General features: G+C 46.5%; 25 protein-coding genes and 1 pseudogene. 7 read left to right on the forward strand and 19 right to left on the reverse strand.

Annotated elements, in window-relative coordinates; translation table 11 throughout:
• Nucleotides 1–32 precede the first annotated feature (32 nt).
• Nucleotides 33–827 carry an ABC transporter permease subunit gene (locus tag P400_RS0110030; protein WP_026826065.1) on the reverse strand — a complete coding sequence of 265 codons (795 nt, stop codon included), beginning with the start codon at nucleotides 825–827 and terminating at the stop codon, nucleotides 33–35.
• Nucleotides 828–1700 (reverse strand): ABC transporter ATP-binding protein, encoded by an 873-nt coding sequence (locus tag P400_RS0110035; RefSeq protein WP_026826066.1) that lies wholly within the window; start codon nucleotides 1698–1700, stop codon nucleotides 828–830.
• A 122-nt stretch (nucleotides 1701–1822) separates the two neighbouring features.
• Here P400_RS0110035 and P400_RS0110040 point away from each other — a divergent pair, with 122 nt between their 5' ends.
• The gene (locus tag P400_RS0110040; protein WP_026826067.1) at nucleotides 1823–2386 is read left to right on the forward strand and encodes a TetR/AcrR family transcriptional regulator; all 564 of its coding nucleotides are present in this window, start codon (nucleotides 1823–1825) and stop codon (nucleotides 2384–2386) included.
• A 38-nt stretch (nucleotides 2387–2424) separates the two neighbouring features.
• Here P400_RS0110040 and P400_RS0110045 read toward each other — a convergent pair whose 3' ends face one another.
• The 3 genes from P400_RS0110045 to P400_RS0110055 form a co-directional block, all read right to left on the reverse strand.
• Nucleotides 2425–3534, reverse strand: a complete 1110-nt coding sequence (locus P400_RS0110045; protein ID WP_034771473.1) for an NAD(P)/FAD-dependent oxidoreductase — start codon at nucleotides 3532–3534, stop codon at nucleotides 2425–2427.
• A 78-nt stretch (nucleotides 3535–3612) separates the two neighbouring features.
• Nucleotides 3613–4347, reverse strand: a complete 735-nt coding sequence (locus P400_RS0110050) for a Bax inhibitor-1/YccA family protein (RefSeq protein ID WP_026826069.1) — start codon at nucleotides 4345–4347, stop codon at nucleotides 3613–3615.
• A 26-nt stretch (nucleotides 4348–4373) separates the two neighbouring features.
• Nucleotides 4374–4898, reverse strand: coding sequence for a type 1 glutamine amidotransferase domain-containing protein (locus P400_RS0110055; protein WP_026826070.1), 525 nt, complete (start codon nucleotides 4896–4898; stop codon nucleotides 4374–4376).
• A 190-nt stretch (nucleotides 4899–5088) separates the two neighbouring features.
• Between P400_RS0110055 and P400_RS0110060 the strand changes: the two genes are divergently transcribed.
• Both P400_RS0110060 and P400_RS0110065 read left to right on the forward strand, forming a co-directional pair.
• A complete protein-coding gene (locus tag P400_RS0110060) occupies nucleotides 5089–5883 on the forward strand; it encodes a thymidylate synthase (protein WP_026826071.1) in 795 nt (264 codons plus the stop codon).
• Nucleotides 5880–6365, forward strand: a complete 486-nt coding sequence (locus P400_RS0110065; RefSeq protein ID WP_026826072.1) for a dihydrofolate reductase — start codon at nucleotides 5880–5882, stop codon at nucleotides 6363–6365. Before P400_RS0110060 ends, P400_RS0110065 begins: the two co-directional genes overlap by 4 nt.
• 17 nt (nucleotides 6366–6382) lie before the next feature.
• Here P400_RS0110065 and P400_RS0110070 read toward each other — a convergent pair whose 3' ends face one another.
• The gene (locus P400_RS0110070; protein ID WP_026826073.1) at nucleotides 6383–7873 is read right to left on the reverse strand and encodes a GGDEF domain-containing protein; all 1491 of its coding nucleotides are present in this window, start codon (nucleotides 7871–7873) and stop codon (nucleotides 6383–6385) included.
• 465 nt (nucleotides 7874–8338) lie between these two features.
• Here P400_RS0110070 and P400_RS15550 point away from each other — a divergent pair.
• A pseudogene (locus P400_RS15550) lies at nucleotides 8339–9684 on the forward strand (IS1182 family transposase); the annotation flags it as partial.
• 142 nt (nucleotides 9685–9826) lie between these two features.
• Here the strand turns inward: P400_RS15550 and fumC are convergent.
• From fumC to P400_RS0110105, 5 genes are all read right to left on the reverse strand, one after another.
• The gene (gene fumC / locus P400_RS0110085; RefSeq protein WP_026826075.1) at nucleotides 9827–11227 is read right to left on the reverse strand and encodes a class II fumarate hydratase; all 1401 of its coding nucleotides are present in this window, start codon (nucleotides 11225–11227) and stop codon (nucleotides 9827–9829) included.
• A gap of 103 nt (nucleotides 11228–11330) precedes the next feature.
• A complete protein-coding gene (locus P400_RS0110090; RefSeq protein ID WP_026826076.1) occupies nucleotides 11331–11723 on the reverse strand; it encodes a reverse transcriptase-like protein in 393 nt (130 codons plus the stop codon).
• Entirely contained in the window at nucleotides 11704–12486 is a 783-nt protein-coding gene (locus P400_RS0110095) for a 5'-3' exonuclease (protein WP_026826077.1), read from the reverse strand. The genes P400_RS0110090 and P400_RS0110095 overlap by 20 nt, the downstream gene beginning before the upstream one ends.
• Nucleotides 12467–13417, reverse strand: coding sequence for a CobW family GTP-binding protein (locus P400_RS0110100; RefSeq protein WP_026826078.1), 951 nt, complete (start codon nucleotides 13415–13417; stop codon nucleotides 12467–12469). The genes P400_RS0110095 and P400_RS0110100 overlap by 20 nt, the downstream gene beginning before the upstream one ends.
• A gap of 15 nt (nucleotides 13418–13432) precedes the next feature.
• Nucleotides 13433–14611, reverse strand: a complete 1179-nt coding sequence (locus P400_RS0110105; RefSeq protein WP_026826079.1) for an HD domain-containing protein — start codon at nucleotides 14609–14611, stop codon at nucleotides 13433–13435.
• A 155-nt stretch (nucleotides 14612–14766) separates the two neighbouring features.
• On the opposite strand from P400_RS0110105, the gene P400_RS0110110 reads away from it, so the two are divergent.
• Entirely contained in the window at nucleotides 14767–15279 is a 513-nt protein-coding gene (locus P400_RS0110110; RefSeq protein WP_026826080.1) for a hypothetical protein, read from the forward strand.
• Nucleotides 15280–15317: 38 nt separating this feature from the next.
• Here the strand turns inward: P400_RS0110110 and hfq are convergent, their stop codons facing one another.
• The 6 genes from hfq to P400_RS0110145 form a co-directional block, all read right to left on the reverse strand.
• Complete coding sequence (gene hfq, locus P400_RS0110115; RefSeq protein ID WP_012726185.1) at nucleotides 15318–15566, reverse strand: RNA chaperone Hfq; 249 nt, start codon at nucleotides 15564–15566, stop codon at nucleotides 15318–15320.
• Between the two features lie 27 nt (nucleotides 15567–15593).
• Nucleotides 15594–16529, reverse strand: a complete 936-nt coding sequence (miaA, locus tag P400_RS0110120) for a tRNA (adenosine(37)-N6)-dimethylallyltransferase MiaA (RefSeq protein WP_026826081.1) — start codon at nucleotides 16527–16529, stop codon at nucleotides 15594–15596.
• 335 nt (nucleotides 16530–16864) lie between these two features.
• Nucleotides 16865–17455 (reverse strand): AmiS/UreI family transporter, encoded by a 591-nt coding sequence (locus P400_RS0110130; protein ID WP_026826082.1) that lies wholly within the window; start codon nucleotides 17453–17455, stop codon nucleotides 16865–16867.
• Between the two features lie 205 nt (nucleotides 17456–17660).
• Nucleotides 17661–19190, reverse strand: a complete 1530-nt coding sequence (locus P400_RS0110135; RefSeq protein WP_026826083.1) for a M4 family metallopeptidase — start codon at nucleotides 19188–19190, stop codon at nucleotides 17661–17663.
• 176 nt (nucleotides 19191–19366) lie between these two features.
• A complete protein-coding gene (locus tag P400_RS0110140; RefSeq protein WP_084483598.1) occupies nucleotides 19367–20365 on the reverse strand; it encodes an ABC transporter permease in 999 nt (332 codons plus the stop codon).
• Nucleotides 20358–21278: an ABC transporter ATP-binding protein gene (locus P400_RS0110145; RefSeq protein WP_026826085.1), complete on the reverse strand. Its 921-nt coding sequence runs from the start codon at nucleotides 21276–21278 to the stop codon at nucleotides 20358–20360. The genes P400_RS0110140 and P400_RS0110145 overlap by 8 nt, the downstream gene beginning before the upstream one ends.
• Nucleotides 21279–21396: 118 nt before the next feature.
• Here P400_RS0110145 and P400_RS0110150 point away from each other — a divergent pair, with 118 nt between their 5' ends.
• Nucleotides 21397–22146 (forward strand): GDSL-type esterase/lipase family protein, encoded by a 750-nt coding sequence (locus tag P400_RS0110150; protein WP_026826086.1) that lies wholly within the window; start codon nucleotides 21397–21399, stop codon nucleotides 22144–22146.
• 37 nt (nucleotides 22147–22183) lie between these two features.
• Here P400_RS0110150 and P400_RS0110155 read toward each other — a convergent pair whose 3' ends face one another.
• Entirely contained in the window at nucleotides 22184–22855 is a 672-nt protein-coding gene (locus P400_RS0110155; RefSeq protein ID WP_026826087.1) for a hypothetical protein, read from the reverse strand.
• Complete coding sequence (locus P400_RS0110160; protein WP_026826088.1) at nucleotides 22842–23972, reverse strand: mandelate racemase/muconate lactonizing enzyme family protein; 1131 nt, start codon at nucleotides 23970–23972, stop codon at nucleotides 22842–22844. Before P400_RS0110160 ends, P400_RS0110155 begins: the two co-directional genes overlap by 14 nt.
• A gap of 80 nt (nucleotides 23973–24052) precedes the next feature.
• Between P400_RS0110160 and P400_RS0110165 the strand changes: the two genes are divergently transcribed.
• A complete protein-coding gene (locus tag P400_RS0110165) occupies nucleotides 24053–25255 on the forward strand; it encodes a MarR family transcriptional regulator (RefSeq protein WP_026826089.1) in 1203 nt (400 codons plus the stop codon).
• The last annotated feature ends 3 nt before the right edge of the window (nucleotides 25256–25258 follow it).

The following is a 25258-nucleotide window of genomic DNA, read 5'->3' on the forward strand; positions in this document are numbered from 1 at the left end:
TTCTATCATACCCGAGAATTTATTTTGAAAAACTAAATCGTCAAATCTTTTCGGATAAAACGGATGAACGAGAGTACTGAAAAGAACATTAATAAGCCGATTAACCATATAAAATGAATGCCACCAAATTCTTCACGCATGATGGCCGGAGCATCAAAGAGAGAGAAGAAGGAAATGTTCCCTAGCCATTCGAACTGCTCACTCACTCCGTTAATGATATTCACCATTAAGAAAAACGTAAAGATTCCACCCGTCACCATATAGGATTTGCTACTATCATCGAACAGACTTGCCAACATATAAGCAACGACACCTAATACGAGCAGCATGAGTGCTCCGTTCAATTGAAGCATCCATAGAACAGAATAGTCGATTTGTAAATCAAACAATACATCTGCTGCCATGAGACTGAGCCCATTTAATCCGACAAAAAAACTTACTGCAATGATGAGGATGACAAATGTGGACAATACATACGTGACTCGAGAAATCGGTGCCGCCATGTAAAGCATGATTTCTCCAGAATCGACCGGTTTGGCGAGGAGTTTTGAGGCAAACGTCAACGCAAACAACACAGCGAGTACATAAAAGATCAATCCATAATAATTACTCGACAACAAATTGAGCAAATTATCCATCGCCATCGTCGCATCGATTTGGAACACGTCGAGCAGTTCCGGTGGTAACGACTCTAACTTTGCCTCAATCAATCCCGTTTCCTGAATGGACGGGAAAATAGCCGCCAAAAAGAAGAGGTAGATACTTGTCCCGATTGAATAACCGAGAATCCAACTGCGATTTTGTCTAAACATAGATCTTATTAACATTTATGTCGCCTCCCCGTAATACTGCATAAACAAGTGTTCGAGTTCGTCTGCGCCACTCTCAAGTGAACGAATCTCATAGTCGGCAAGCGTTCGGATTAAGTTGTTTAAGTCTCGTGGCGACGTGATCGCGACCTCGACGTGTACTCCATCTCGCGAACCGGAAGCTTCGATGAATCGGATCGCCTCTGTCTCTGATGAGAATTCGATTCGATATCGTTTCACACTATGTTGTCGAAGTTCTCCCATGTTTTCCTCGATGATAATGCGGCCGTCTTTAATCAATGCGGCACGATCACACGTCCGTTCCATCTCTGGAAAATGGTGTGAACTCATGAGAATCGCTTTTCCTGCTCGTTTTTCTTCAATCAACCAATCGATTAACCGTTCCTGCATGAGCGGGTCAAGTCCACTCGTCGGCTCATCTAAAATATAGACAGGCACATCTTTCATGAAGCACGTGATAATAGCCAACTTTTGCTTCATTCCTTTTGACATCTTCCGTACTTTCGTCGCTTCATCAAATGAAAATCGTTCACGAAGCCGCCGTTCGCGGTCAGTATCTGTTTTGTGCAAATGACGGGTCAACCGAATGATTTCTTCTCCGGTCATGTTTTGTGGGTAATTGATTTCTCCCGGCAAATAGCCAACGCTCTCTTTCACCTTCTCTGTTTCTTGCCAACAATCGAATCCATTGATTGAGGCTTTCCCTTCATTTGGTTTCAAAAGTCCCATCAAATGCCGAATCGTTGTTGATTTACCTGCACCATTCGGTCCGATGAATCCAAAGATCATTCCCGGTGATACGTTAAGCGAGACGTCAAAAATACCGTGTGTCGAATCGAACCGTTTCGTCAATTGCTGAATCCGAATCATCTCGAATCCCCCTTTTTTTGAAATATTAATTTAATATGATTACAAAATTAGTATATCACGTTCTTTTTTGAAATGGTAATGGTATATTTATTACAAAACTATAGAAAGGAGCGATTATTCAAATGGATGGATTTGCAAAACGCACTGAAGAAAAACGACAGGCCATTTTAAGCGCGGCTTTTGACTTAATGACAGAGAAGCAATCTCGATTTACCGTAAGCGAGCTCGCTAAAAAAGCACACGTTTCCCCCGTATCCATTTATAATTATTTTGGTTCAAAAGAGCAGGTCATCATTGAAGTATTAAAACAAATGACGGAGGAACAAATGAGTTGGATTGATCAAAAAATCGAATCGAATGCTCCCTTCGACGCGATACTCGTAGACATCTTGAAGCGAAAAATTAAGACAGCGGTTCTCTTTGATGAGACCATTACGAAGACAATGCAACAGGACCCGAACTGGGAACAACTTGCGACCCGGGGATACACTGCCTTCGCCCGACTGATTGAGTACGGTAAGCAACAAGGATCAATCGATGTGACCTTATCGACCACCTCTTATCTTCGCTATGTTCAGTTAATGCAGCAGGCCATCCTGTCCGACCCTCATTTTTCAATCGGTGATATGAAAGAAACGATGGAAGATTATTTTCATTTCTTTTTAAACGGGGTTATTAAACGTTAAAAGGTGACTGTCTAAGATTTTCAGACAGCCACCTTTCTTCATGTTTTATAGATATAGTCTTCGATCGGATAAAGCGATAGATCCACTTCGGCGTCGCCTGTAAGAACGAGATCACTTAACACTTTCCCGATGAATGGGCCTACCGTCAATCCGGATGAGCCTAGACCGTTCGCGACTAGCAGGTTTTCTGCCCCGGGCACCCTTCCAAGCACAGGGATCGAATTCGGTGTGACTGGACGGAAGCCAACTTTCGTTTCAATGAGTTCTGCTTCAGCAAGACCGGGTGAAGACTCCAAACCTTTTGTCAGTACTTCATGAACACCAATCGCCGTCGGTCGTGCATCGAATGCTTTTCCTTTCTCATGCGTTGAGCCGATGACAACCTTACCATCGTCAAATCCAAGTAAATACCGTCTCCGTGGTGGCATGACAACCGGCCAATTCGATGCATCGGTGTCCTTTAACTGAACGTGAACGAGTTGCGCCTTCTCTCCGTCGACACGAGCTGTATATCCAATAGGCTGTAACAGTTCCGGTAGCCACGCCCCCGCCGCAAGGATGATTTCATCCGCTTCATGGAGAACTCCGTCACACTCTACGCCAATCTCATCCCCACCAGTCAATCGTGCCGAACCATAGACGAACTTTGCACCGCGTTTTTGGGCGACACGCTCGAGTGCTCCTCGGAATTTTCCACCGTCCACACGTGCTCCACCTGTTACTAGAAGCGCATCATATTCATCAGATAACGGAGGAAAGCGGAGTTGTGCCTCTTGTGCGGTCAATCGTTCGAGGTCGCCGATTTCCGGGGCCTCTTCACGTCGTTTCATCGTCCGCTCCATCATCTGGTCAAGTTTTGCTTCTTCATGTAGCGCAAGAGTCCCGACCCGTTTGTATCCGGTCTCCGTTTCCCCTTCAGCTTCCAACTCTTTCACGATCTGCGGATAATAGTGCGCACCTCCTTTTGCGAGTGCGTACCATGCTTTATTGCGTCGTTGCGCAATCCACGGACAGACGATTCCTGCTGCCGCATCTGTCGCACGTCCTTCTTCTTTACGGTCGATGACCGTCACGTCAGCTTTACCTGCTAAATGATAGGCTGTCGATACACCAACGATTCCCGACCCGATAATCACAATTTTCTTCATCATAAATCTGTCCTTTCAGACAGATGGACACATCCTTTCGTGAAAAAATCATCGACCCAATGGATCGATGATTAAATGTTATTCTCTCATCGCTAGACGATACAATAAGTCTAACAATTCAATATACAACCAGACGAGTGTGACGATTAATCCGAACGCCGCCACCCATTCTAATTGTTTCGGCGCACGAGCTTCGACCTGACTTGCAATAAAGTCAAAGTCTAAGACGAGCGCAAGCGAAGCGACGATGACAATGACAAACTGTACGCCGATTGCAAGCGGGCTCGAACCGGTCATAAACGCCAACCCTGAACCGAATAGACTCATGACGAGTTGCACGAGATATAGCAACATGACTGTGAACATGGCAGCCATGACACCAGCTCTGAATTTTTGTGTCACTTTGACGAGACCTGTCGTATAGACAAACCACATCGCAAAAGCAACGACAAACGTCGTCAATACGGCACGTCCCACAATACCAGGGACCATCGCTTCAAAGAAATACGAAATCGAACCGACAAACACACCTTCAATAATACCGTAAAGTGGTGCAACGACCGGCGCTGTATTCGGTTTAAACGTGATGAGCAAGGCAAAGATAAACCCGAGGATGAGCGATCCAATCATGATCGGGAACAAGAGTTCTTCCCCAATTGTAGGGACGACAAGCCATGTCGTACCGGCTGCCGCCGTCACGAGAAGAAGCAATGTAAACACTTTGGACCATGTCCCTGCTTTTGTCATCGGCTCGGCACTATAAGCTGTAGAGTGCATAGATTTACGAAGTAATGGATTCGATTTTAAGTTCAACGTTGTATAGCTCCTTTATGATTCAGTTACTGTTTTGCGAACACGTCGATGAACGCGCGCATATAATCTGGTAAATCTGGTGGTCGGCGACTCGAGACGATATGTCCGTCAACGACGACCGGCTCATCATGCCAAATCGCACCCGCATTTTCCATGTCATCTTTGATTCCCGGCGTGCTCGTCACGTTCACACCGTCTAAAATGTTCGCTGAAATCAGCACCCAACCAGCATGACAAATTTGACCGATCGGTCGCTTTTGTTCATCCATATAGCGGACGAACCCCTTCACCGAATCAAAACGACGTAACAAGTCAGGTGACCAACCACCCGGAACGAGAATCGCATCGAACGAAGTGATGTCTACATCATCAAACGATACGTCTGATTTGGCAGGGACACCATATTTACCGATATACGCATGATCGGCTTTCTCTCCCGCGAGGATCACGTGCGCTCCTTCTTCACGAAGACGGTGCACCGGATACCAAAGTTCTAAATCCTCGAAGTCATTACTGACAAGTTGAAGAACTTTCTTTCCTTGAAGTTTCATCAAACCCCTCCTTATATTCATTCACCATTATACCCGAAACCGGGAGTGGCGAAAACGAAGAATCGTGATTGTTGTTCCATGATATTGATTAGGGATGATTCTCACCACTATATCTTGTGTTTCCACTCTACAATATTGATATTATATGATACCTTTAGTGGTAGGAGATTGAGAAGGAGGCACATCACGTATGAAGCAATATCATGACTTATGTCGACATATTCTCGACAATGGAATAGCGAAAGAAGACCGGACTGGTACAGGGACGACGAGCGTTTTTGGCTATCAAATGCGCTTTAATCTGCAGGAAGGTTTTCCCCTTATCACGACGAAAAAATTACATACTCGTTCGATCATTCATGAACTACTTTGGTTCATTTCGGGAGAAACAAACATTCGTTATCTACAAGAGAATGGAGTCCGTATTTGGAACGAATGGGCAGATGAAGAAGGCAATCTAGGACCCGTCTACGGCTCACAATGGCGTTCGTTCCCGCGCCCGGACGGCTCGACCGTCGATCAGTTGGCTCAAGTGATTGAACAAATCAAGACAAATCCTGATTCGAGACGGTTGATCGTCTCCGCATGGAACCCTGGACAACTAGAGGAGATGGCCCTCCCGCCTTGTCATCTGTTGTTCCAATTCTATGTCGCCGACGGGAAGCTATCTTGCCAATTGTATCAGCGGAGTGCCGACACCTTTTTAGGAGTTCCGTTCAATATCGCTTCCTATGCGCTTCTGACGCACATGGTTGCGCATGTGACCGGCCTTGAGGTTGGTGATTTTGTCCACACACTCGGAGATGCACATATTTACCACAACCATCTCGAGCAAGTGGAGCTTCAACTGTCACGTGAGCCACGCCCGTTACCACAACTCAAGATTGTCCGAGACGTCCCCTCAATCGAATCATTCCGTTTTGAAGACTTTGAGATTCTCGGATATGACCCGCATCCACATATTAAAGGGGAAGTGAGCGTATGATTTCGCATGTCGTTGCGTATGGGCAGAGCCGAGAAATCGGAAAAGACAATGATTTGTTATGGCGCTTGCCAGATGACTTGAAACACTTCAAGACCGTCACGTCTGGCGGGACCGTCGTAATGGGAAGAAAGACGTTCGAATCAATCGGAAAGGCTTTGCCAAACCGACGCAATATCGTCGTCACGTCCGATTCTTCATTTGAAGCAGATCAAGTCGAAGTATGGCATGACTTGGACCGTCTTGTTGAATTGAGTGAGCAGGAAGAATGGTTTGTCATTGGTGGTGCCACCTTATATGAGCAGACGATGCCGATGACGAGTCGAATCTATGCCACGGAAGTCGAATCTAGGTTCGAGGCCGACACGTATTATCCTGAACGCACAGGGGAATGGATAGTCACAAATCGAATCAATCATCCACAAGACGAAAGACATGCATATTCCTTCACGTTCAAACAATACGACAAAGCAGACATCGAGTAATCATTGATGTCTGCTTTTTAATCTGGTAGTTTTTCTAGCCACTGTTCAATTTTTTTCGTAATGATTTCGTCATGTTCTTCATCCGCATAGTCATCATAAATCGCTTCAAGCTCAGATGCGGTACGTTTCGATACTGCGAGAATGTGGCTATATTTCCCCCGCTGCTCCTTCACGGCAGACAATGTACCTCTCGCTTCATCTACCCGGGCATCATCCAAGACGAACATTTCAATGTTATCGTTACAAGAATACGCTTCATAAGGACGATACACTACTTCATATCGGCGGTGTTCTTTAGGCAGTCGGTCCGCGAGCGAAATATATGTATTCGTTGACATCGTCACATATGCAATCCGCTTCTCTTCACGGACTGCAGATGAATAACGGACAACACGGTTTCGTCCATCTCGTTTCGCTTTGTATAACGCCTCATCTGCATAGGCGCACCATTCACCAAGTGTATAGCCCGTCTGGCAGACACGCGTGTAGCCAATCGATACCGTCACTTGATGGTCATAAGGAAACTCCATCGTTTCGATTTTTGAACGGACACGCTCCAACACCGTTTCGACAATCGCCCGATCTGAAACATTTAAGAGAATTAAAAATTCTTCTCCACCATAACGAATGAGCTCATCGCTCGAGCGAATCGCATGGCGAATTTCCTCTGATACACGATGAAGGACGTCATCTCCGTATGAATGACCGAACGTATCGTTCAATTGTTTGAAATGATCGATATCAAGTAAGGCGACAGCAAAACTCTCTCCAGAGCGCTCCAATCTCGAGATGAATCGAGAGAATGTCGGTTTCAAATACTTGCGGTTAAAGGCTCCTGTCAATTCATCCACGAGTAACGCCTTTGATACGAGACGGGATTTTTCAATATGTAATCCGAGACGTACCAACCGTTCCTCCATCGGAACCCACGATTCCCAATAATCATCGAATCCGTAAGAATATGCAGCAAGACGATAGTGTTCATTCGTACCGATGACGATGAGCGGCACATAGAGTTTTCTCATTTTGCTGACGAATGATTGGATGTCTCGTTCTTTGAACTGCGGCCATAGTTCGACGTCCATGATGATGGCTTTTGGCACATCCTCATAATCGTATTCAACCGCTTCTTCGAGGGTTTGTAAAAATACCGGACGAGCTCCTAGTTTTTCGACACGCGATTTATAGCGACTAAATGTAGAAAAACTTGCTGATAAAATCAGGACAAGGTCTTCATCTTCTTGTTCAATTCCTAGGACTGTATGGATATACCGCTTCACAGGTGAAATCAGGGTCAACGCTTCCGCTTGGGTGAGGACACTAGGTAACTCCTTCGCGTCAGACTCGACACGACTAAAGATTTCTAACAAATGCATCAAACGTCGTTGTCTAACTTCCTTCTTCATCCAATCGAGTAGAAATTCGATATCGCTTTTTGGAATTTGTCTAGACTCTGATATCTTCTTCAAAATCATATGTATACGCTCAGTGAGTTGACCTTGCTCCATTTTCGTCCCCCCTATGTTCGTACTCCCCGAATTATCTTATGCTTCGATTATGCGACTTCGGCGGTTAAAATACAACTATTTCCTTATTTATTTTCTATTGTTTTACATATACATAGGTCATATGTCCTAAAATAGACATACAAAAAGCGGTCTTGCGACCGCTTTTCAGCTTGTTGACTAACATGAATTATATCGCTCGCCTGTCCGGCGCCCACGCTTTCCGCAGGCAATCCCGGAGCCGCATCGCGACCTAGGTCGCTGCTGGGTCTCCGTCGGATTGCTTTCCTGCAGGAGTCGGGGCGCCATCGGGCGAGCAACGCAAACGGTCGTCATCTGACGGCCGTTTGTCTTTTTCTGAGGCCTCGATGGCCGAAGAAAAAGCCCGTTGCATACTTCGAATCGCTCCAAAAGGGGAAAGGGAAGGTAAACGCCGAGCCCGCCTGTTATCAAAAGGAGGAACCCGATATGTACCGCGCCCATCCCGAGAAACGACATGAAGCAATCCAGACGGAGACCACGTTGGACCAGTTGGTCCCGCAGGATCACCTCGTCCGAAAACTCGACCGTCACATCGACTTCTCGATCGTCCACCGCCTCTGCGAACCGCTCTATTCGAACACTGGGACGCCCGGCATCGATCCCGAGATCATCATCAAGATCATCCTCCTCGGGCCGCTGTTCAACATCCGTTCCGTTCGTCAGACCGTGAAGGAGGTTCAGACGAACCTCGCCTATCGTTGGTTCCTCGGTCTCGGCATCGATGAGAAGGTGCCCGACCATTCGACGATCAGCCAGGCCTACCGGCGTCGTTTTCACGACAACGACGTGTTCCAGGAAATCTTCGAGGATATCGTGCGGCAGGCTGATGCGCTCGGCTTCATCTCCGGTCGGATCCTGATCACGGACTCGACGCACATCCGGGCGAACGCGAACAAGAGGAAGTTCGACAAGGTCGAGGTCGAGCGGGTCGTCGGCGAAATCGAGGAGGAGCTCCTTCCGAGGGTGAACGAGGAGCGTGCCGAGCGCGGAAAAAAGCACTGAAGCCCAAAGGGGCCGGGAAAGAGCGTCGGCTTGTCAAAGTGAGCCGGACCGACCCGGAATCGGGATACATGTATCGTGACCAGAAGCCGGAAGGCTTTTTCTGGCTTTCGCATCGGACGGTCGATGCCAAGCACAACTTCATCGTCGACGTCCACGTCACGCCCGGTAACGTCTCCGACAGCACGGTCTACCTCGACCGAATCACCCATATCCTCGATCGCTTCGACTTCCCGCTCGAGGCGGTCGCGCTAGATGCCGGGTATTACACGACCGAGATCGCGAAGGCGCTGACCGAACGCGGCATATTCGCCGTCATCGCCCGCCGGCGCTTCGGCGGGAAGAAGGGGATGTTCCGCAAGTCACGGTACACCTACGTCCCGGAAGAGGATGTGTACATCTGTCCGGCGCGTCAGCGCCTCACCTACCAGACGACGGACCGACACGGCTACCATCACTACGTCTCAGACCCCGCCGTCTGCCGGAACTGCCCGCTCCTTTCGAAATGTACATCCAGCAAGTCACACCGTCGCGACATCACCCGACACATCGATGAACCCTACCGCGAAGCGTTGAACGCGAATCGCCTCTCGGTTTCCGGACAATACCTCTATCGGCTCCGTCCACAGACGGTCGAGCGCTCGTTCGCCGACGGGAAGGAGCTCCACGGGCTCCGCTTCACGTTTTACAGGGGAATCAAGAAGGTCCAGCGCGCCAATCTGGTGGCAGCCACCGCACAAAACATGAAGAAACTGGCCAACCGGTTGGCCAGAAAGGACAGTCTACATAGCATTTATTCAATTTTTTGGGGCAGAACGCCTCAAGAAATCAAAACCTCAAAAAAAGACGAACCAGATCGCATCTTGCGATCTGGTTCGTCAACAGCCTGAAAAGCGGTCTTGCGACCGCTTTTCGTTATTTTTTCACTTTTAGATTTGGAGTAGTCATCTCTTCGGGACGAATCCATTGATTGAATTGTTCTTCTGTCAATAAACCTGTTTTCAATGCCGCTTCTTTTAAAGAGGTGCCGTTTTTGTGTGCCGATTTTGCAATTTTTGCAGCATTCTCATATCCGATATGCGGATTGAGTGCTGTGACGAGCATGAGTGATTGCTCTACGTTTCGTGAAATCACTTCCTGATTCGGTTCAATCCCGACAGCACAATGATCATTAAATGAATGTAAGCTGTCCGTCAATAGACGGCATGTTTGTAGGAAATTGTACATGATGACCGGCTTGAAAACATTCAATTCAAAATTCCCCTGACTCGCCCCAAAGCCAATCGTCGCATCATTACCAAGTACTTGCGCGGCAACCATCGTGAGAGCCTCGCTTTGCGTTGGATTTACTTTACCGGGCATAATCGAGCTTCCCGGTTCATTTTCTGGAATCGTAATTTCTCCGATTCCCGCACGCGGACCAGAAGCCAACCAACGCACATCGTTCGCAATCTTCATGGCGTCCATCGCTAGTGCTTTTAAAGCACCGTGCGTGAAGACGAGTTGATCGTGACTCGTTAGAGCGTGGAATTTGTTCACGGCTGTAATGAACGGCTTGCCTGTCTCTTCTGAGATTTTCTTGGCTACGACTTCACCGAACTCAGGGTGCGCGTTGATACCTGTCCCGACGGCCGTTCCTCCGAGAGCAAGCTCAGTGAGTGGTTCTATCGTCCGTTCAATCATCTGTTTTGACAGTTCTAGCATCCGCACCCAGCCGCTGATTTCCTGTCCGAGCGTGACCGGTGTCGCATCTTGAAGATGCGTCCGTCCGATTTTGACGATATCCATATACGCTTTCGCTTTTTGCGAAAGGGTTTTGTAAAGCGAGTCGATTGCCGGTAGGACATCATCTTGTACGGAAAGGATGGCTGCGATGTGCATCGCTGTCGGATACGTATCGTTCGAGCTCTGCGATTTGTTGACATCATCATTTGGATGAATCGTGATCGATTGTCCTCGTGCCTGTAACTTTTCATTGGCAAGATGCGCGATGACTTCGTTGACGTTCATGTTGGACTGCGTTCCTGAACCCGTCTGCCAGACGACAAGCGGAAATTCGGCGTCGTGTTGCCCTGCTAAAATCTCATCCGCAACTTCCGAGATGATGATCGCTTTGTCTTCCTCAAGTACACCAAGTTCGGCGTTCGCTAAAGCCGCTCCTTTTTTCAAAATGGCAAAAGCGTATACAATCTCAAGCGGCATCTTCTCAGCACCGATTTTAAAGTTTTCAAGACTTCGCTGCGTTTGCGCTCCCCATTTCGCATTAGCTGGGACTTTAATTTCCCCCATTGTGTCCCGTTCGATCCGATAATCCATTGTAAATTCCCCCTCTATAGTTGAGTACGCTTTCATTTTAGCGAAAAACCATCTAAAAAGAAATGACTCCGTCAAAAAAGCGACCAAGAATGATCTTAGTCACTTAACTCGTTCCATTCAATGCCTCACGGGCAATCAAATCCGCTCGATTTTCCACACGCGGAATCCATTTCAAAAAGATAGTAGGTAGTTCATCATACGCAATCAACGCTTTAAGAAAGAGCGGCTTCGCCGAATCATCTTTCATGAAGCGTTGCTCTAATGCACGAACAACCACGTCAGCATCAGAGTAGAGCATGAATGACGTCTCCTCTTGCATCAAATGCGCCTTTTCAAGTGCATAGGCACAAGCTGCTAGTTCAGCATGGACGCTCGACAGCCCTAGCACCCGTTGCTTGAATGTTGATACTGTACCGTCTGATGACTTGATCCAAACACCGATGCCGTTTTCTCCAGTCGTTTGATTGGTTGCCGCGTCAAAATAGATGTGAACCAAAGCGGTACGCCTCCCAGTCCGTATTGATTGGAGCATAAATGTCAATCTGCGACAGACGTTTTGACAAGAGCGCAATCTCTTCATGACCGTCTAGTTTTTTTGCAAACTTTTGGTGGGTCGCTTCAAGCGTTTCATTCTGCACGTGCATGTAAAGCGTCTCAATCGTATCGTAATGTTGAATCAGGATAGTTGCCGTTTTCGGACCGATTCCGCGCACACCTGGAATATTATCTGAAGCATCTCCTTGGAGTGCCTTCACATCAACAAACTGTTTCGGCTTTACTCCGTACATCAATTCAAACGAACCTTCGTTGACGAGCTGTTCTTCTCCCTTTTTCGGCATGATTTGAAACACGTTCGGTGATAACAACTGAAGTAAGTCACGGTCAGAGGAATAAAGGTATGATTCCCCGGGAAAAGCTGTCGCGACCGCACCCATCAAATCATCGGCCTCGTATCCGGTCAACTCGGATTGTAAGATGCCTCGTTCATCCAAAGCGACCCTCAATTTCAAGTAGTCATCAAACAATGGTTCAGGCAGTCCATTACGCGTCGCTTTATATTCAGGGTACATGGCATAACGATGTGTGGACTCTCGCGTTCCGTCCCAAAAGAAAGCAATATGCGAAAAGTCTGTCGTCCATGAATCTACTTTTCGAAGCAAGCCTTTCACCGTTACGTCCGGATCTTGTGCCCGCCTACGCTCCGTTGCAAAATAATAGCGTGACAATAAGTTAAATCCATCAACTAGAATGAGCTTCATTCTGCTCCACCTCACATGATTTTAATCCTAGTGCCAATGCTTCGGCATCTAATTCCTTCCCGATCCAGACGAATACCGAACGGTCCCCTTCATGTACCTCGTTTGCAAACGTCGCACCCATCAGTTGATTCGTTGCTTGAATGACGAACTTTCGATTCTCGTCTTTTAGTCGGACAATCGCTTTCATCCGATAAATCGAATCCTCATAATGCATCAGTACCTCACGGACATAACGGGTCACCCGCTCCCGAGACAAAGGGCGCTCAGCATTCAGTGTGATCGCACGAAGGGAAGACACCGATTCACTCATCTCCGTCAGTTGACTCAACTTCTGTTCGTCGACTCGTGACAGTTGGAACGTATTTTCGAGTAGTTCGTAATCGCCTACTGTTTGGACAGTCTCCACAATCCGAACAGTCGGGTTGAGTTGTTCAATTCGCTGATGTGCCTGGTCCAGCTCTTCCACTGAGACTAAATCCGTTTTATTTAACAAAATCAAATCCGCATAGGCGATTTGATGAATGCCTTCTTTAAACAGTTCGCGATCCATTTGGCTTGCATCCACGACAGATAAGATAGCATTCATCTTGAAGTGTTGTCGTAAATATTCATCATAATAAATTGTCTGGATGATTGGGGCCGGGTCGGCAACACCAGTCGTCTCGATGATGATTCGGTCAAATGTCTCCTTCTTCGCCACGAGTTGATAAAACGTCTTGCTCAAGTCATTTTGAATCGAACAACAAATACAGCCGTTCGAGAGCTCGATTTGCTCCTGGTCCATCTTCACAATCAACTGTTCATCGATATTGACAGACCCAAGTTCGTTAACAATCAAACAAATCTTCTCATCGGTCGCAGCGAGTAAACGATTCATATATGTTGTCTTGCCTGCTCCTAAAAACCCGGTCACTAATTGTACGGGAATCATGTTATCACCCTTTTCTTACAGTTCTTCGTGTGCGCGAGCCCATTTCTCATAGCGCGCATCCAATAAATCAATCAAATGAAGCATCCAAGCTTCCGTCGTCATCGGCAAGACACTTGATCCCCACTCACGCTTCCCGTGATGCGATAAAATCATATGCCAAATACGATGATGAACGTCGATCGGCAGTCGAATCTTTGATTGGCGTAACGTCTCTTCGAACAACAGGCCACCGTATGGCATATGCCCAATTAATGTCCCAATCGGATTGATCGAGATGCCGGTCGTTTCACTTGTACCCTCAACAGGAGATAGTTTCTCAAAACGATTCGGACTAGATAGCAGATGACTGTATTCATATATTTTTCCGATGTCGTGGAAAAGGATTCCAAGTGCGAGTTCGTCCCAGTTCAATGGCTCTTTCCGTTCTGCCATCGCTTCGCATGCGGCATACAATGATTCGAACGTTCCTTTATAGGCCTGTTCAATTTTAACCCCGTTCATCGTATTCCAAAGGTCGACTTTATGCAACTGCTCGGCTTCTTTGATTACACGGAACACCATGGCCAAATAGTCATCCTGTTCTTGAATCCGATATCCGAGACGTAACATACAAACGGTATGCTTCAGCAATCCTCCAGCGTAATTATGATGATGGTAAAGCGCTGCTGGCGACAGTACGAAATCATCCCAAACGAAATCAAGGAGACCATAGGCGATCTGTTGATAAGTCGGCGACAACGTATCGATTAAGCTGAATAACTCATCAGCAAATTGTTCCATCGTTTCGTCACCCGGTAAGCCAGGGAGTAAAGAGATGGCTTCATCTTTTGAGATGGGATGAACCCGGTCGATAATGATTGATTTTGCACCATCTGGTTTTGGATAGATATCGATTTTTCCTGACAATTCAATCACGCCAGACTCATAGATTGGAAGTAGTTCGCTCTCGTTCCCACGGAGCCAATGTTTCGCGCGCATCATCCCGGTCGCCGTCGTGACACTTAGTTGTAGCCACTTCGCACCGCTCTTCCCTTCCTTCACTTCAACCGTACTGACAAGCGCTTTCGTCTGGACAGGTGCGCCGTCCTGTAACCGGTCTAAACGTTCTTTCGATTTTTCAATTTGAGGTATTCGAAATCTTTCTTGGTTCGTAGAAGTACCTATGATCGGATCAATCTGTTGGTAATAGTTCATATACATTCCCTCCTCGCATCTTCTGACATTGTATCGTGTTTCCACACATTAGGCGAACATACTTTCTAGTAGGGTTTCAATTTCGTCTCCACCATATTGAAAGCGCTTACGATTATTGGTACGATAAAGGTAGTTCTATAAAGGGGGAAACGAGAATGATTTCATTAATCGATACGTATGAACGTTTCATCGCCTCGGGGGAAGCGACACGTTATGCACAAGAACAGCAATCGATTGAACATATTTTACAAGCGTCTGCTTGTCCGGTGGGAATGCAAGATTTAGAGCAGTCTCTTACGCACCATTCCGGTAATCCATATGCAAAAGATGAGTCACTCGACAAAATCGTCGAACATGAGATGAAAGGGGCGATGGCTACTCTCGAGCTATCCGGGTACCCACTTCAGACCCCTCTAGCAAAAGCAGTGATTCTGTCGGCCTTCGCACGTACGAACCGCCTCAACATCGATAAGTTAAAAGAATTAAGCCATTCTGACCTTCTCGTCCGAATTCAATCGGCTGAACGGGCATGGAAACGGACATACACATTGTTACATCGGTCAACACCAACTCAGATTTGTGGTCAAGTAGATTCTCTACTCGGTGGATGCGCCATTCAGCGTGTACTTGAGGCAATCAAACAGCCAGGAACATCAAAAACGGCATAAGAAAAGGAGCGGTCCCCGGCCCGCTCCTTTTCTTATGCTCATCCTTCTGTTACTTCTACTGCATCCGGCTCATAAAGCGTCACGTTACGTGCCGGTGAAAATGTCGAAATCGCATGTTTATAGATCAACTGTTGACGCCCTTCCGATTCGACGATGACAGTAAAGTTATCAAATGATTTGATGACACCTCGAATTTGAAACCCACTTACTAAAAATACAGTCGTTGGCACCATTTCTTTTCGAAGTTGATTCAAAAAATGGTCTTGGATGTTGTAGCTCGCTTTCATGCTGGATTCCCCCTAGTCTTTATCTCTTTAAAATAATCGGAATTTTCGAAAAAACTCCTCTACATCATCATAAATACTTTTATATGATAGTTCAAATGATTTTCGTCCCATATCTACCCAAATTCCATCAAATTGATGTCGGAACCACGTCAACTGCCGTTTGGCAAATTGTCTTGTATGTTGTTTTAACAAATCTGTAGCCCGATCTTTTGAGATTTCTCCTTCTACGTATGGAATAATTTCCTTATAGCCGATGGCTCGCATCGCCTGCGTATCACGATATCCTTGTGCCAAAAGTCGTTCGACTTCTTCGACAAGCCCTGCCTCCATCATCGCATCGACGCGTTGATTGATTCGGGCGTATAGCATCTCACGATCCGCATGAAGGACGAACAATCGATAATCATAATGTTCGGATGGAGCACTGTCCGTCGTCTGTGTATCACCTTGCATCGCCACCTCGAGCGCACGCACGACGCGACGCACGTTATTCGGGTGAATCGTAGCCGCACGCTCTGGGTCAAGTTGAACCAGTCTTTGGTGTAGCGCCTCACGCCCTTCGACTTCTGCCAATCGTTCGAGGTCAGCCCGCAACGCTTCATCCACAGGTCGCTCCACAAATTCATAGTCATATAAGATGGAGCGAATGTATAGCCCCGTCCCGCCGACGATAATCGGTAACTTGCCACGGGCATAAATATCATCGATGGCGGCACGTGCTAACTGCTGAAACATCGCGACGCTCATGGCGTCATCCGGGTCACATATATCAATCAAATGATGTGGGATCCCTTCGGCCTCTTCTTTCGTCACTTTCGCTGAACCGATGTCCATACCTCGATACACTTGAACCGAATCACCCGAGACGATTTCGCCGTCGAACGATTTCGCCAGTTCGATACCCGTCTTTGTTTTTCCAACGGCGGTTGGTCCGACGATGACGACGACAGGTGTTTTTTTCATACTCTTCACTCCTCAATTAAAAACCCGTCTCCTCGCGAGACGGGTCATCAAATTCTTCTTTTTATTCTATCATCAAATACGACGGCAAACAGCATCCAGCCACATAAAAGTAATCCGAGTAATAACACGAGTCCATCACTCATCTGCTTTCGCCTCCTTTAGCTTACTCATTCCCATTTTTCACAATTTAGACACAAAATAAAACACACTCATAAAGAGTGCGCTAAGAAGAACAAGAAAACCATCACTATATATATCGAACTACTGGAACTAAAAAAGTCACCCGGTGCGATTGAATCACACTAGATGACCTCGTATGATTTTATAAACGTTATTTACGCAACCTCAACAGATTGTTTCGTACGCTTAACGGATACGATGAAGTAAAGAATGGCTGTACCACTCGCAGCCCACCAAATCATCTCGTATAACCCGTTCAAAAGTCCTGCCATCCCGATCATCGCTGGAACAATAAGAGTTAACCATGACAATACAAGGGCAACACGAGCTGTAAATGCCTCGTTTGGTCGACCAAGTCCCATCCCGAAAAAGAAGAGCGACCATAAGAATGACCAGAAGAACCACGTCAACGCACCCATTGAATCGCCGCCAACAATCGCCATCACCCCATAAAATGAAGCTGCAATCGATACGAATAACGAGAACCAGCCGACTCCACGACCGTCTAAATTCAAAATAAATGTCACACCAACGTATAAATAAGTGAATGAAAACAGATAAATGCTTGCGAGACCGAACTGCTCTTCAGGACTTGCCCCGATCAATAACCACGTGGCGATAAACGTTTGTAAGATTCCTGTAAACAGACTAAATACCCCAGCACTTTTTGTATCTACCTTCCCGAGAAGGACAAGACTATTTAAAAATAGCGCGACGCCACCAAATAATAAACTTACGTTACCCACATTCATTACCCCTTTTGTACAGATGTCTGACCTCTATTATACTGTATCACTTTAGCTTGAATTCGCTTACAGTGCAAGGGGAATTTTTATTGTTCACGAGAACGTCATCCATTACTCGTTTTCAAGCATTTGAATCATTCCATCAATGACCCTTTCCTATGTAAAAAAAATCCTTTCCGGAACATCCGGAAAGGATTTCGAGGTATTAATAGATTCCGACAGCGTCAAATGATTTCGCAGCCGATACCGCTTGCGGGCTCGTTGAACCGTAAAGGTCTTTCGCGGATTGCACAACCGCTTGACGAAGGCTTGAGAAGTTTGATGTTGGCGTCAAGTAAACGTTTAAAGCGCGGTAATAGATATCCCCCATCTCCATGACTCCTACACCTTGTACAGATACGCCGTAATGTGATCCACCGTTACCTAAGAGGTATGCCGCTTTGTTGACGATACCCGAGTTGATGTGAACCCCACCATTGTCTTGTGTCCCTGTGTAACGTTTCGAGTAGTGATCTGGGTCTCCATATGCGGCAGGGTTTGCCATCGAACGAAGTCCGTCGCCTGCAACTCCCGGTGTGTAGATGTCTTCCCCTACCAACCAATCGAAGTTTGTACCGACACTATATTCGGCAACCGTTCCTAAAATATCTGATATTGCCTCATTGATTGCACCAGATTCGTTTTGATAGATCAACCCTGCCGTATACTCCGTGACCGCGTGTGTCAATTCATGAGCGACTACGTCAAGTGCACCTGAAAGGTATGTGAACGTCTGACCATCTCCGTCACCATATACCATCTTGCTACCATCCCAGAACGCGTTGTTGTAACTACGGCTATAGTGAACCGTCGAGTTGAGGGCAGCACCAGCGTTATCATAACTGTTACGTCCATACGTATTCTTATAGAAGTCATACGTTTTCGTTGCGTTGACGTGTGCTGAAACCGCTGCACGGTCATATGTGGTGTTCAAGACGTTATCGACATCAGCCCAAAGTGAACCCGGAAGGCGTGTACGGTTTCCAGCATCGTACGTATAAATCCCTTTTCCTCGTGTTGAATCCTGTAAATAGTAATATGAACCACTCTTCGTTGTCTTGAATGTCTGGCTATAGCCGAGAACATCGATTCCCGTTCCTGTATATGTTGTGCCCGTCACACCGTTCGTCGGTTTAGCGTGTGCCAATTGATCGAATTTGTTGAGAACTTCTCCAGTACCCGCATCGATGAAATATGTCCAACGCGACGGTTCTTCCGTTTCAAGGATTGTTCCGGTCACTTGATACGCATAGACCGACTTGTCACCTTTTGGATAAACAATCAATTCCGCTTCAGGTTCGAGCTCGTAAGCCCCTTTATGTCCAACGAGCTTTTTATAACTCGCGATGGCTTTCTTCTCGCTTAACTTGATTGACTTATGTAGGTTTTTCACCGATTTGGCATCGTCTACAACCGTCTTCAATTGACCCGCTTCATCTACGACACCGACTACCACACCACCGAATACGGGCACGCCATCAACTGTTTGTTGAAGCTTAACCACTTCCCCGACTTTGTCCGACTTCGACTCGATCGTCTTGAATTCACCTTTTGATTTGACGTACTCTTTGACGATCGTCGTTGGTGCACTTTCTGATGGTTTCGTCAATGTGCCTGACTTCAATTCTGCCGCACCGACCAGTTGTGGTACGAGCAAGACGCCTGCGATCAATGATGTAGATACAACTTTTTTCATGTGTTTCCCTCCTTTGTGATAACTCTTACTTTACACACTTTCCCAAAAGGCTTGTATCCATCTTTTTAATTATTTTGACAATTCTAAATATTGAGTCATCCGGACCACAACCTATTCTCTTATCCTCATTTCAGCCAAAAAAAAATAGTACTACCTAGGAAGGTAGCACTAACAAATTAATAGACATCTTTTTGCGTAAAGTGATAAAACGCATACGCCAGGGCGGCCATCGACCAAATGAGAATGACAAGTAGAGAAAACGGTAATGTCATCCCATCAATGGGTGGGGCTTGTCCCTCCAAATAGGTATGAAGGCCGAAGTTGACGTTCACCAGGTATTTCGAGCTATCCCAATTTGAGCCTAGTGATGTCAAAAGCGGCCCAGAAATGAGGACGGCCATCATAATCCCGATTCCAGTCGCCGTGTTTTTCACCAATACAGAGATCATAAGTGAAATCGTTCCGACTGCAGCGACGACAAGCCACGACAGTCCCATCGACATGAGCAAGTATTCCCACATCGGCAAAGTATGCACAAAATCGGTCGAGAACGTTCCGGTCGGTGAAGCTTGGAAACCAGTCAGAATCGGAGCGGTCCAACCGTCCCAACCTAGAACGATTCCGGATATGGCGTAACTGACGATGGCGGTCACAAAAATTAAGATCGATGTATAGAGTAGCGTTGTCAGCCATTTGGCGAGCAGAATCTTAAATCGCCGGACCGGACGGGATAACAGTGTCTTGATTGTCCCATCGTTATGTTCCCCGCTGACGATATCCGCCATCAATACGATGATAAAGAGCGGCAAGACGAGCGTCGTCCCTTGGGAGAAGAAGACACGCATGAACGTCGGGGCCCCCGGATAATTCGGATTGATATCATTATCAAGATAATATTGATTCTGTTGGACTTGAAATTCGAGAATCTGCCTGAACTCGTCTTGAACGTTCGCAGAGGCGAGTCGGTTTTGCGTATCGATGATCTCTTGCTGGAGATCGACACGCCAATCAATCGTGCCTTGTTCTTCACGTTGCTTCTCGATTTGACGATAGTTTGCGTACGTAAACATGGAGACGAGTACGATCAAGATAATAGAGACAACCATCAATCTGCGTTTCCGATGAATTTTTAATACTTCATTACGAATAAGGCCAAGCATCGATGGATTAGGCAATATGATCACCGCCTGTCAATGTGATGAAGAGGTCTTCTAGTGTCTGCACCCGTCGTTCGAGTCCGAACACTTCGACGTCTCTTTCTATTAAATAGCGATTCAACTTTGCCGTCTCTTCAACGTTCATCGAAATGCGAATCGTCCGCTCATCAACCACGTCCGCTTGATCGATTCCAACGTATCCTTGAACGATGGGTAACACTTCAAAACTATTAGTGACATGCAAGTCAACTGTCGATGCAAGTTCTTCAATTAATGATTCAACTGTACCTACTTTGACGATCTTACCTCGGGACATGATAGCGACTCGATCCGCGAGTAGTTCAATCTCCGCCAAGATGTGACTCGATACGAGAACACTCAGTCCCGTCTCTTCTACAAGACGACGAATGAATAATCGCAAATCTCGAATCCCCATTGGGTCGAGTCCGTTCGTCGGCTCATCTAAAATAAGAACTCGTGGGTTATTCAACAACGCCTGAGCAATTCCGAGCCGTTGACGCATCCCAAGGGAGTACGTTTTCACTTTATCATCGATTCGAGCAGTCAAGTCGACGAGATCGATGACTTCCTGAATCCGTTTGTCATCCACATCAGGTAACATCCGTGCGAATGCTTCTAAGTTCTCACGTCCGGATAAAAATTTATACAGTTCTGGATTCTCGACGATGGCTCCGATTTGGTTCATCGCTTGAACAAATTGTTTGTCGACACGATACCCACAAATCGATACATTTCCTTTCGTCGGTTTGATCAAGCCAACAATCATTCGAATCGTCGTCGTCTTCCCGGCGCCGTTTGGTCCTAAAAATCCGAATACCTCGCCTGGATAGACGTCTAACGAAATATTATCGATAATCGTCTTTTTACCAATCACTTTTGTTAGTTGATGTAGCTTTAACGTCGGTTCCATTGTCTCACCTCTTCTCTTATTCTATCGGACAAAAGCGAATCTGTCCTATTCGAACATTCACATAGGGCACATCCATACATTTTTGATATGATATGTGTATAGAAAGCGAGGTCAGCCCATGAAACAGTCGAAATGGTATGCATTTTTAAGTGGTGCCGTTTTATTAACGGTAATCGCCTTATACGGTCTATGGATTGGTTATCAGGATATCGTCAACCCCCCGGAACGAACACTTTCCGTCTCCGAAGACGAACGCCCTGAACCAGAAGGAGACGTCTACGTCGCACTTGGCGATTCGTTGACGCGCGGGGTAGGGTCAACGTCTGGTGCTGGATATGTTCAACCCGTAAGTACGGTACTTGAAGAAGACGGTGTCCGTACCCAAAACCTGGCCATCTCTGGAGCACGCACAGAAGATTTACTCACACAACTCGAGCAGCCTGAAGTGCGTCGGACAATCGAGAACGCCCGATATATCACGTTGACCATCGGAGGAAACGATTTGTTCAACCGTGGAGAAAATGTCGATAATTTCGAAGAGGTCGATATTCAACAAGTCATCACGGATGCGAAGACAAATCTTGAAACCATTTTTTCTGAAATTCGATCATTGAACGACTCGGCGACCATCGTCTATATCGGTCTATACAATCCGTTTCAAAATGATGAGAACGGACAGGCGTTCAATCAACTCATCCTCGATTGGAATGCATCTGCGAAACAATTAGCGAATGCTCAAAACATCAATGTGATTGACCCGTTCTCCTACATCTCTGATTTATCACGAGATCTCGCGACCGACCAATTCCATCCGAGTGACCGCACGTATGAAAAATTCGCGAATGATGTACTCTTCGTCCTTGAGTAACAAAAATCCTCGTCAGGCTAAGCTTGACGAGGATTTTTTACTTCTCATATCGAACGACCCACTGTTCCCCTTGTTTCATCATGTCCGTCCCGACCCAACCTGCTTGAAGCAACTCAACTTGTCGCGCCCGATCTTCCATCGGCACCTCCGTCACTTCTGAAGTAGGTTGCCACATACGATGCATCTCTTTGTAAAAAATATATCGAAGTTTCCCACCATACTTCTCTTTAAACGCACCGATTCGGAGTCCAAGAGAGAATTTGTCTTTCATACTTGGAATATTGAATGGGGCGACGGTTGCACAGACGACATCGAATCGGTTATCCGATTCAACTTGTGACATCAACAGTTTGCCTAAATGTGTCTGTAGTCCATATCCACGGAATTCTGGATGGACGTTCGTCACTTCTTGATAAATGACACGTTCAAGCAAATCCTCTGGCCAACCGATATCTCGCCCTAAATGTTCGTTGTCAATCGGCGGGATGAGCATCGCTCGGAATGCGATGATCCGACCATCTGATTTTGCCCCAATCAACGTCTGATCCTTCAATAGTTTCGTGAACTCTTCGATTGATAGAGATTGATAATGTTCTGGTTCAGCCAACACCTGAATGACCGCATCTTGAACGGACAATAGTTCAGGTAAATCTGACAAGCTTAGAACGTCTACTTGAAGTGAAAGGTCTTTGATTTCACCTTGCCACATGCGAATCTTCTCCAATCACGTAAGAATCCGTCGTCAAGTCACGTAACACATCTTCATCGACGTCAATACCGAGTCCGGGACGATTGTTCAGCGAGATGATTGGTAAATCATATGATAAGTTTCCGACATCTTTCCCGAACCGGAGCGGTCCCGTCAACTCGACCGTCTTCACGATTTTACTCGAGAAAGCGACGTGGAATCCTGCACTCGATGCAATGGATGATTCGACCATTGAACCGATTTGACATTCAATCCCCGACATTTCCGCCATATGGACTAACTTCTTCGCCGGATAGATGCCACCACACTTCATCAGCTTGATGTTTGCTTTATGGGCTGCCTGCATCATCGTCAGTCGTCTCATATCGTGAACGTCTTTCAGCCCTTCATCGATCATGAGTGGGACGGAGATTTTTTGTTTCACTTCGAACATGCCTTCAAAATCATCCGCCTTGACCGGTTGTTCGACCCAATCGATTCCATACGGTTCGAGTAGACGCATGGCTTGAACCGTATTGGCCGCATTGACCCATCCTTGGTTAACGTCGACTCGAATCGGCACGTCATTTCCTACTGCTTCCCGTACCGCCTTGACACGCGCCACGTCCGTTTGCACATCGACTCCGACCTTCATCTTCACGGCCGTATAGCCTCGTTTCATTTGTTCGAGTGCCTCTTGTGCCATATGGCTCGGCTCTCCGATACTCAAGACGTGAGTGACTGGGAATGACTCATGGTACCGACCGCCAACCCATTCGTAGATTGGTTGATTCAGCTTTTTCCCAATCACATCATGACACGCGATATCGAGCGCTGCTTTGGCAGCCGGAACACCTCGAATCGCACGGTCCATCTCGTCATGAATATGCTCTAGATGCATCGGATTTTTTCCGATTAAGAGCGGCGCCAACAGATGACGGAGGACACTGACAGTGCTCTCTGCCGACTCCCCTGTCACATGCTCATCCGCCACGGCTTCTCCATAACCAATCAGTCCACAAGACGTGGTCATTTTGACAATGACAGACGGCATATCATCATAACGGTGATAACTGACGATGAATGGTACTTTTAACGGAAAGCGAACCGAGAAAATTTCTATTTTTTGAATATTCATTTTCATCACTCCTTTACTTCAACTGCTCTTTCCTCTATATTGTCGTTATATAGTCGCTAAATTGCAAGGGGGATTTTTATATGTCCATCCATATCGCCGTCGTCGGCTCACCAGCGTTTATTCAACAGGTACGGAAAGGTTCCTCTTCCTTACCCGATGTCCGGATCGAAGGATTTCCTTATGATGACCCACGTGAAGCGAAAGACATCGCTACACAACTCCTATTTTTTGACGGAGTGTTCTTTTCCGGTTCATTCCCTTATACGTACGCGACAGAGGAGGCGACCCTTCCATACGCCCACCATGTCGTTCAAGATGATGTCGTGTTATTGACGTCACTCTTATACGTGACGTTGACACAGCAGCTCCGGATCGAAAATCTCTCCATCGATCTCGTCGACACGTCACGACTTGAATCGATTTTAACATCATTTCCAAGTCACATGTCGCCATCGCAAGTGAAAGAGCTCAGTCCGTATATGAATTTCGAAGAGTTGATTGCGTTTCATGAACAGCTTCAACAAAACGGGACGACACGATTCGCCTTGACGAGTGTCGAGCGAGTCCATCGTCACTTAGTGGAAAATGGTTTTGCTAGTCAACTCATGATTGAGCCAAAAGAAAGGATTCTCCACCACTTCCATAATTTTATTCAACAGATTCGTTTGAACAAATCAGACCAGTCACAATTTGCTGTGCTCTGCTACTCGGATGCAAGTAAAGATACGCTCAACCATGTGAGAAAACATCACTGTTTCGGTGGCAAATTCATGGGGACCGCCCAAGACAGTATCGTCCTTCTATCGAATAAAGGAAAGATTGAATCCGCCATTTCAAACGGTTTCATCTTGTCAGAGGACACTCCTGGTCATGTCGGCATCGGGTATGGATCCGATTATCAACGTGCCTTTGACCATGCCGAACTTGCCCTTCATACGACAAGCGATGCCACTATACGAATCGTCGATGATTCAAAACGAATGACGTTCACCGATCAACCCGCACCGATTCATTTCCGCGTCACGCAAACGCGTGTCTATGACATGATGAAGCAGACCGGTATGAGTCCGACTAATATCGAAAAGCTCATTCACTTTTCAACGGACCATCTCGAGTTTACAGCGAAAGAGTTGACCGACCATTTAAACGTGACACGTCGTACGACAGAACGACTCATCAAAAAATTGGTTGATGCAAAACTCGTTCATCGGATTGGCGAAGAGATGAGTTACAGTCAAGGTCGACCGCGCACTGTCTATAAATTTCAATTCCCGGTCGATTGACGA

The sequence above is a fragment of the Exiguobacterium marinum DSM 16307 genome (genome assembly GCF_000620845.1).
Lineage (GTDB): Bacteria > Bacillota > Bacilli > Exiguobacteriales > Exiguobacteriaceae > Exiguobacterium > Exiguobacterium marinum.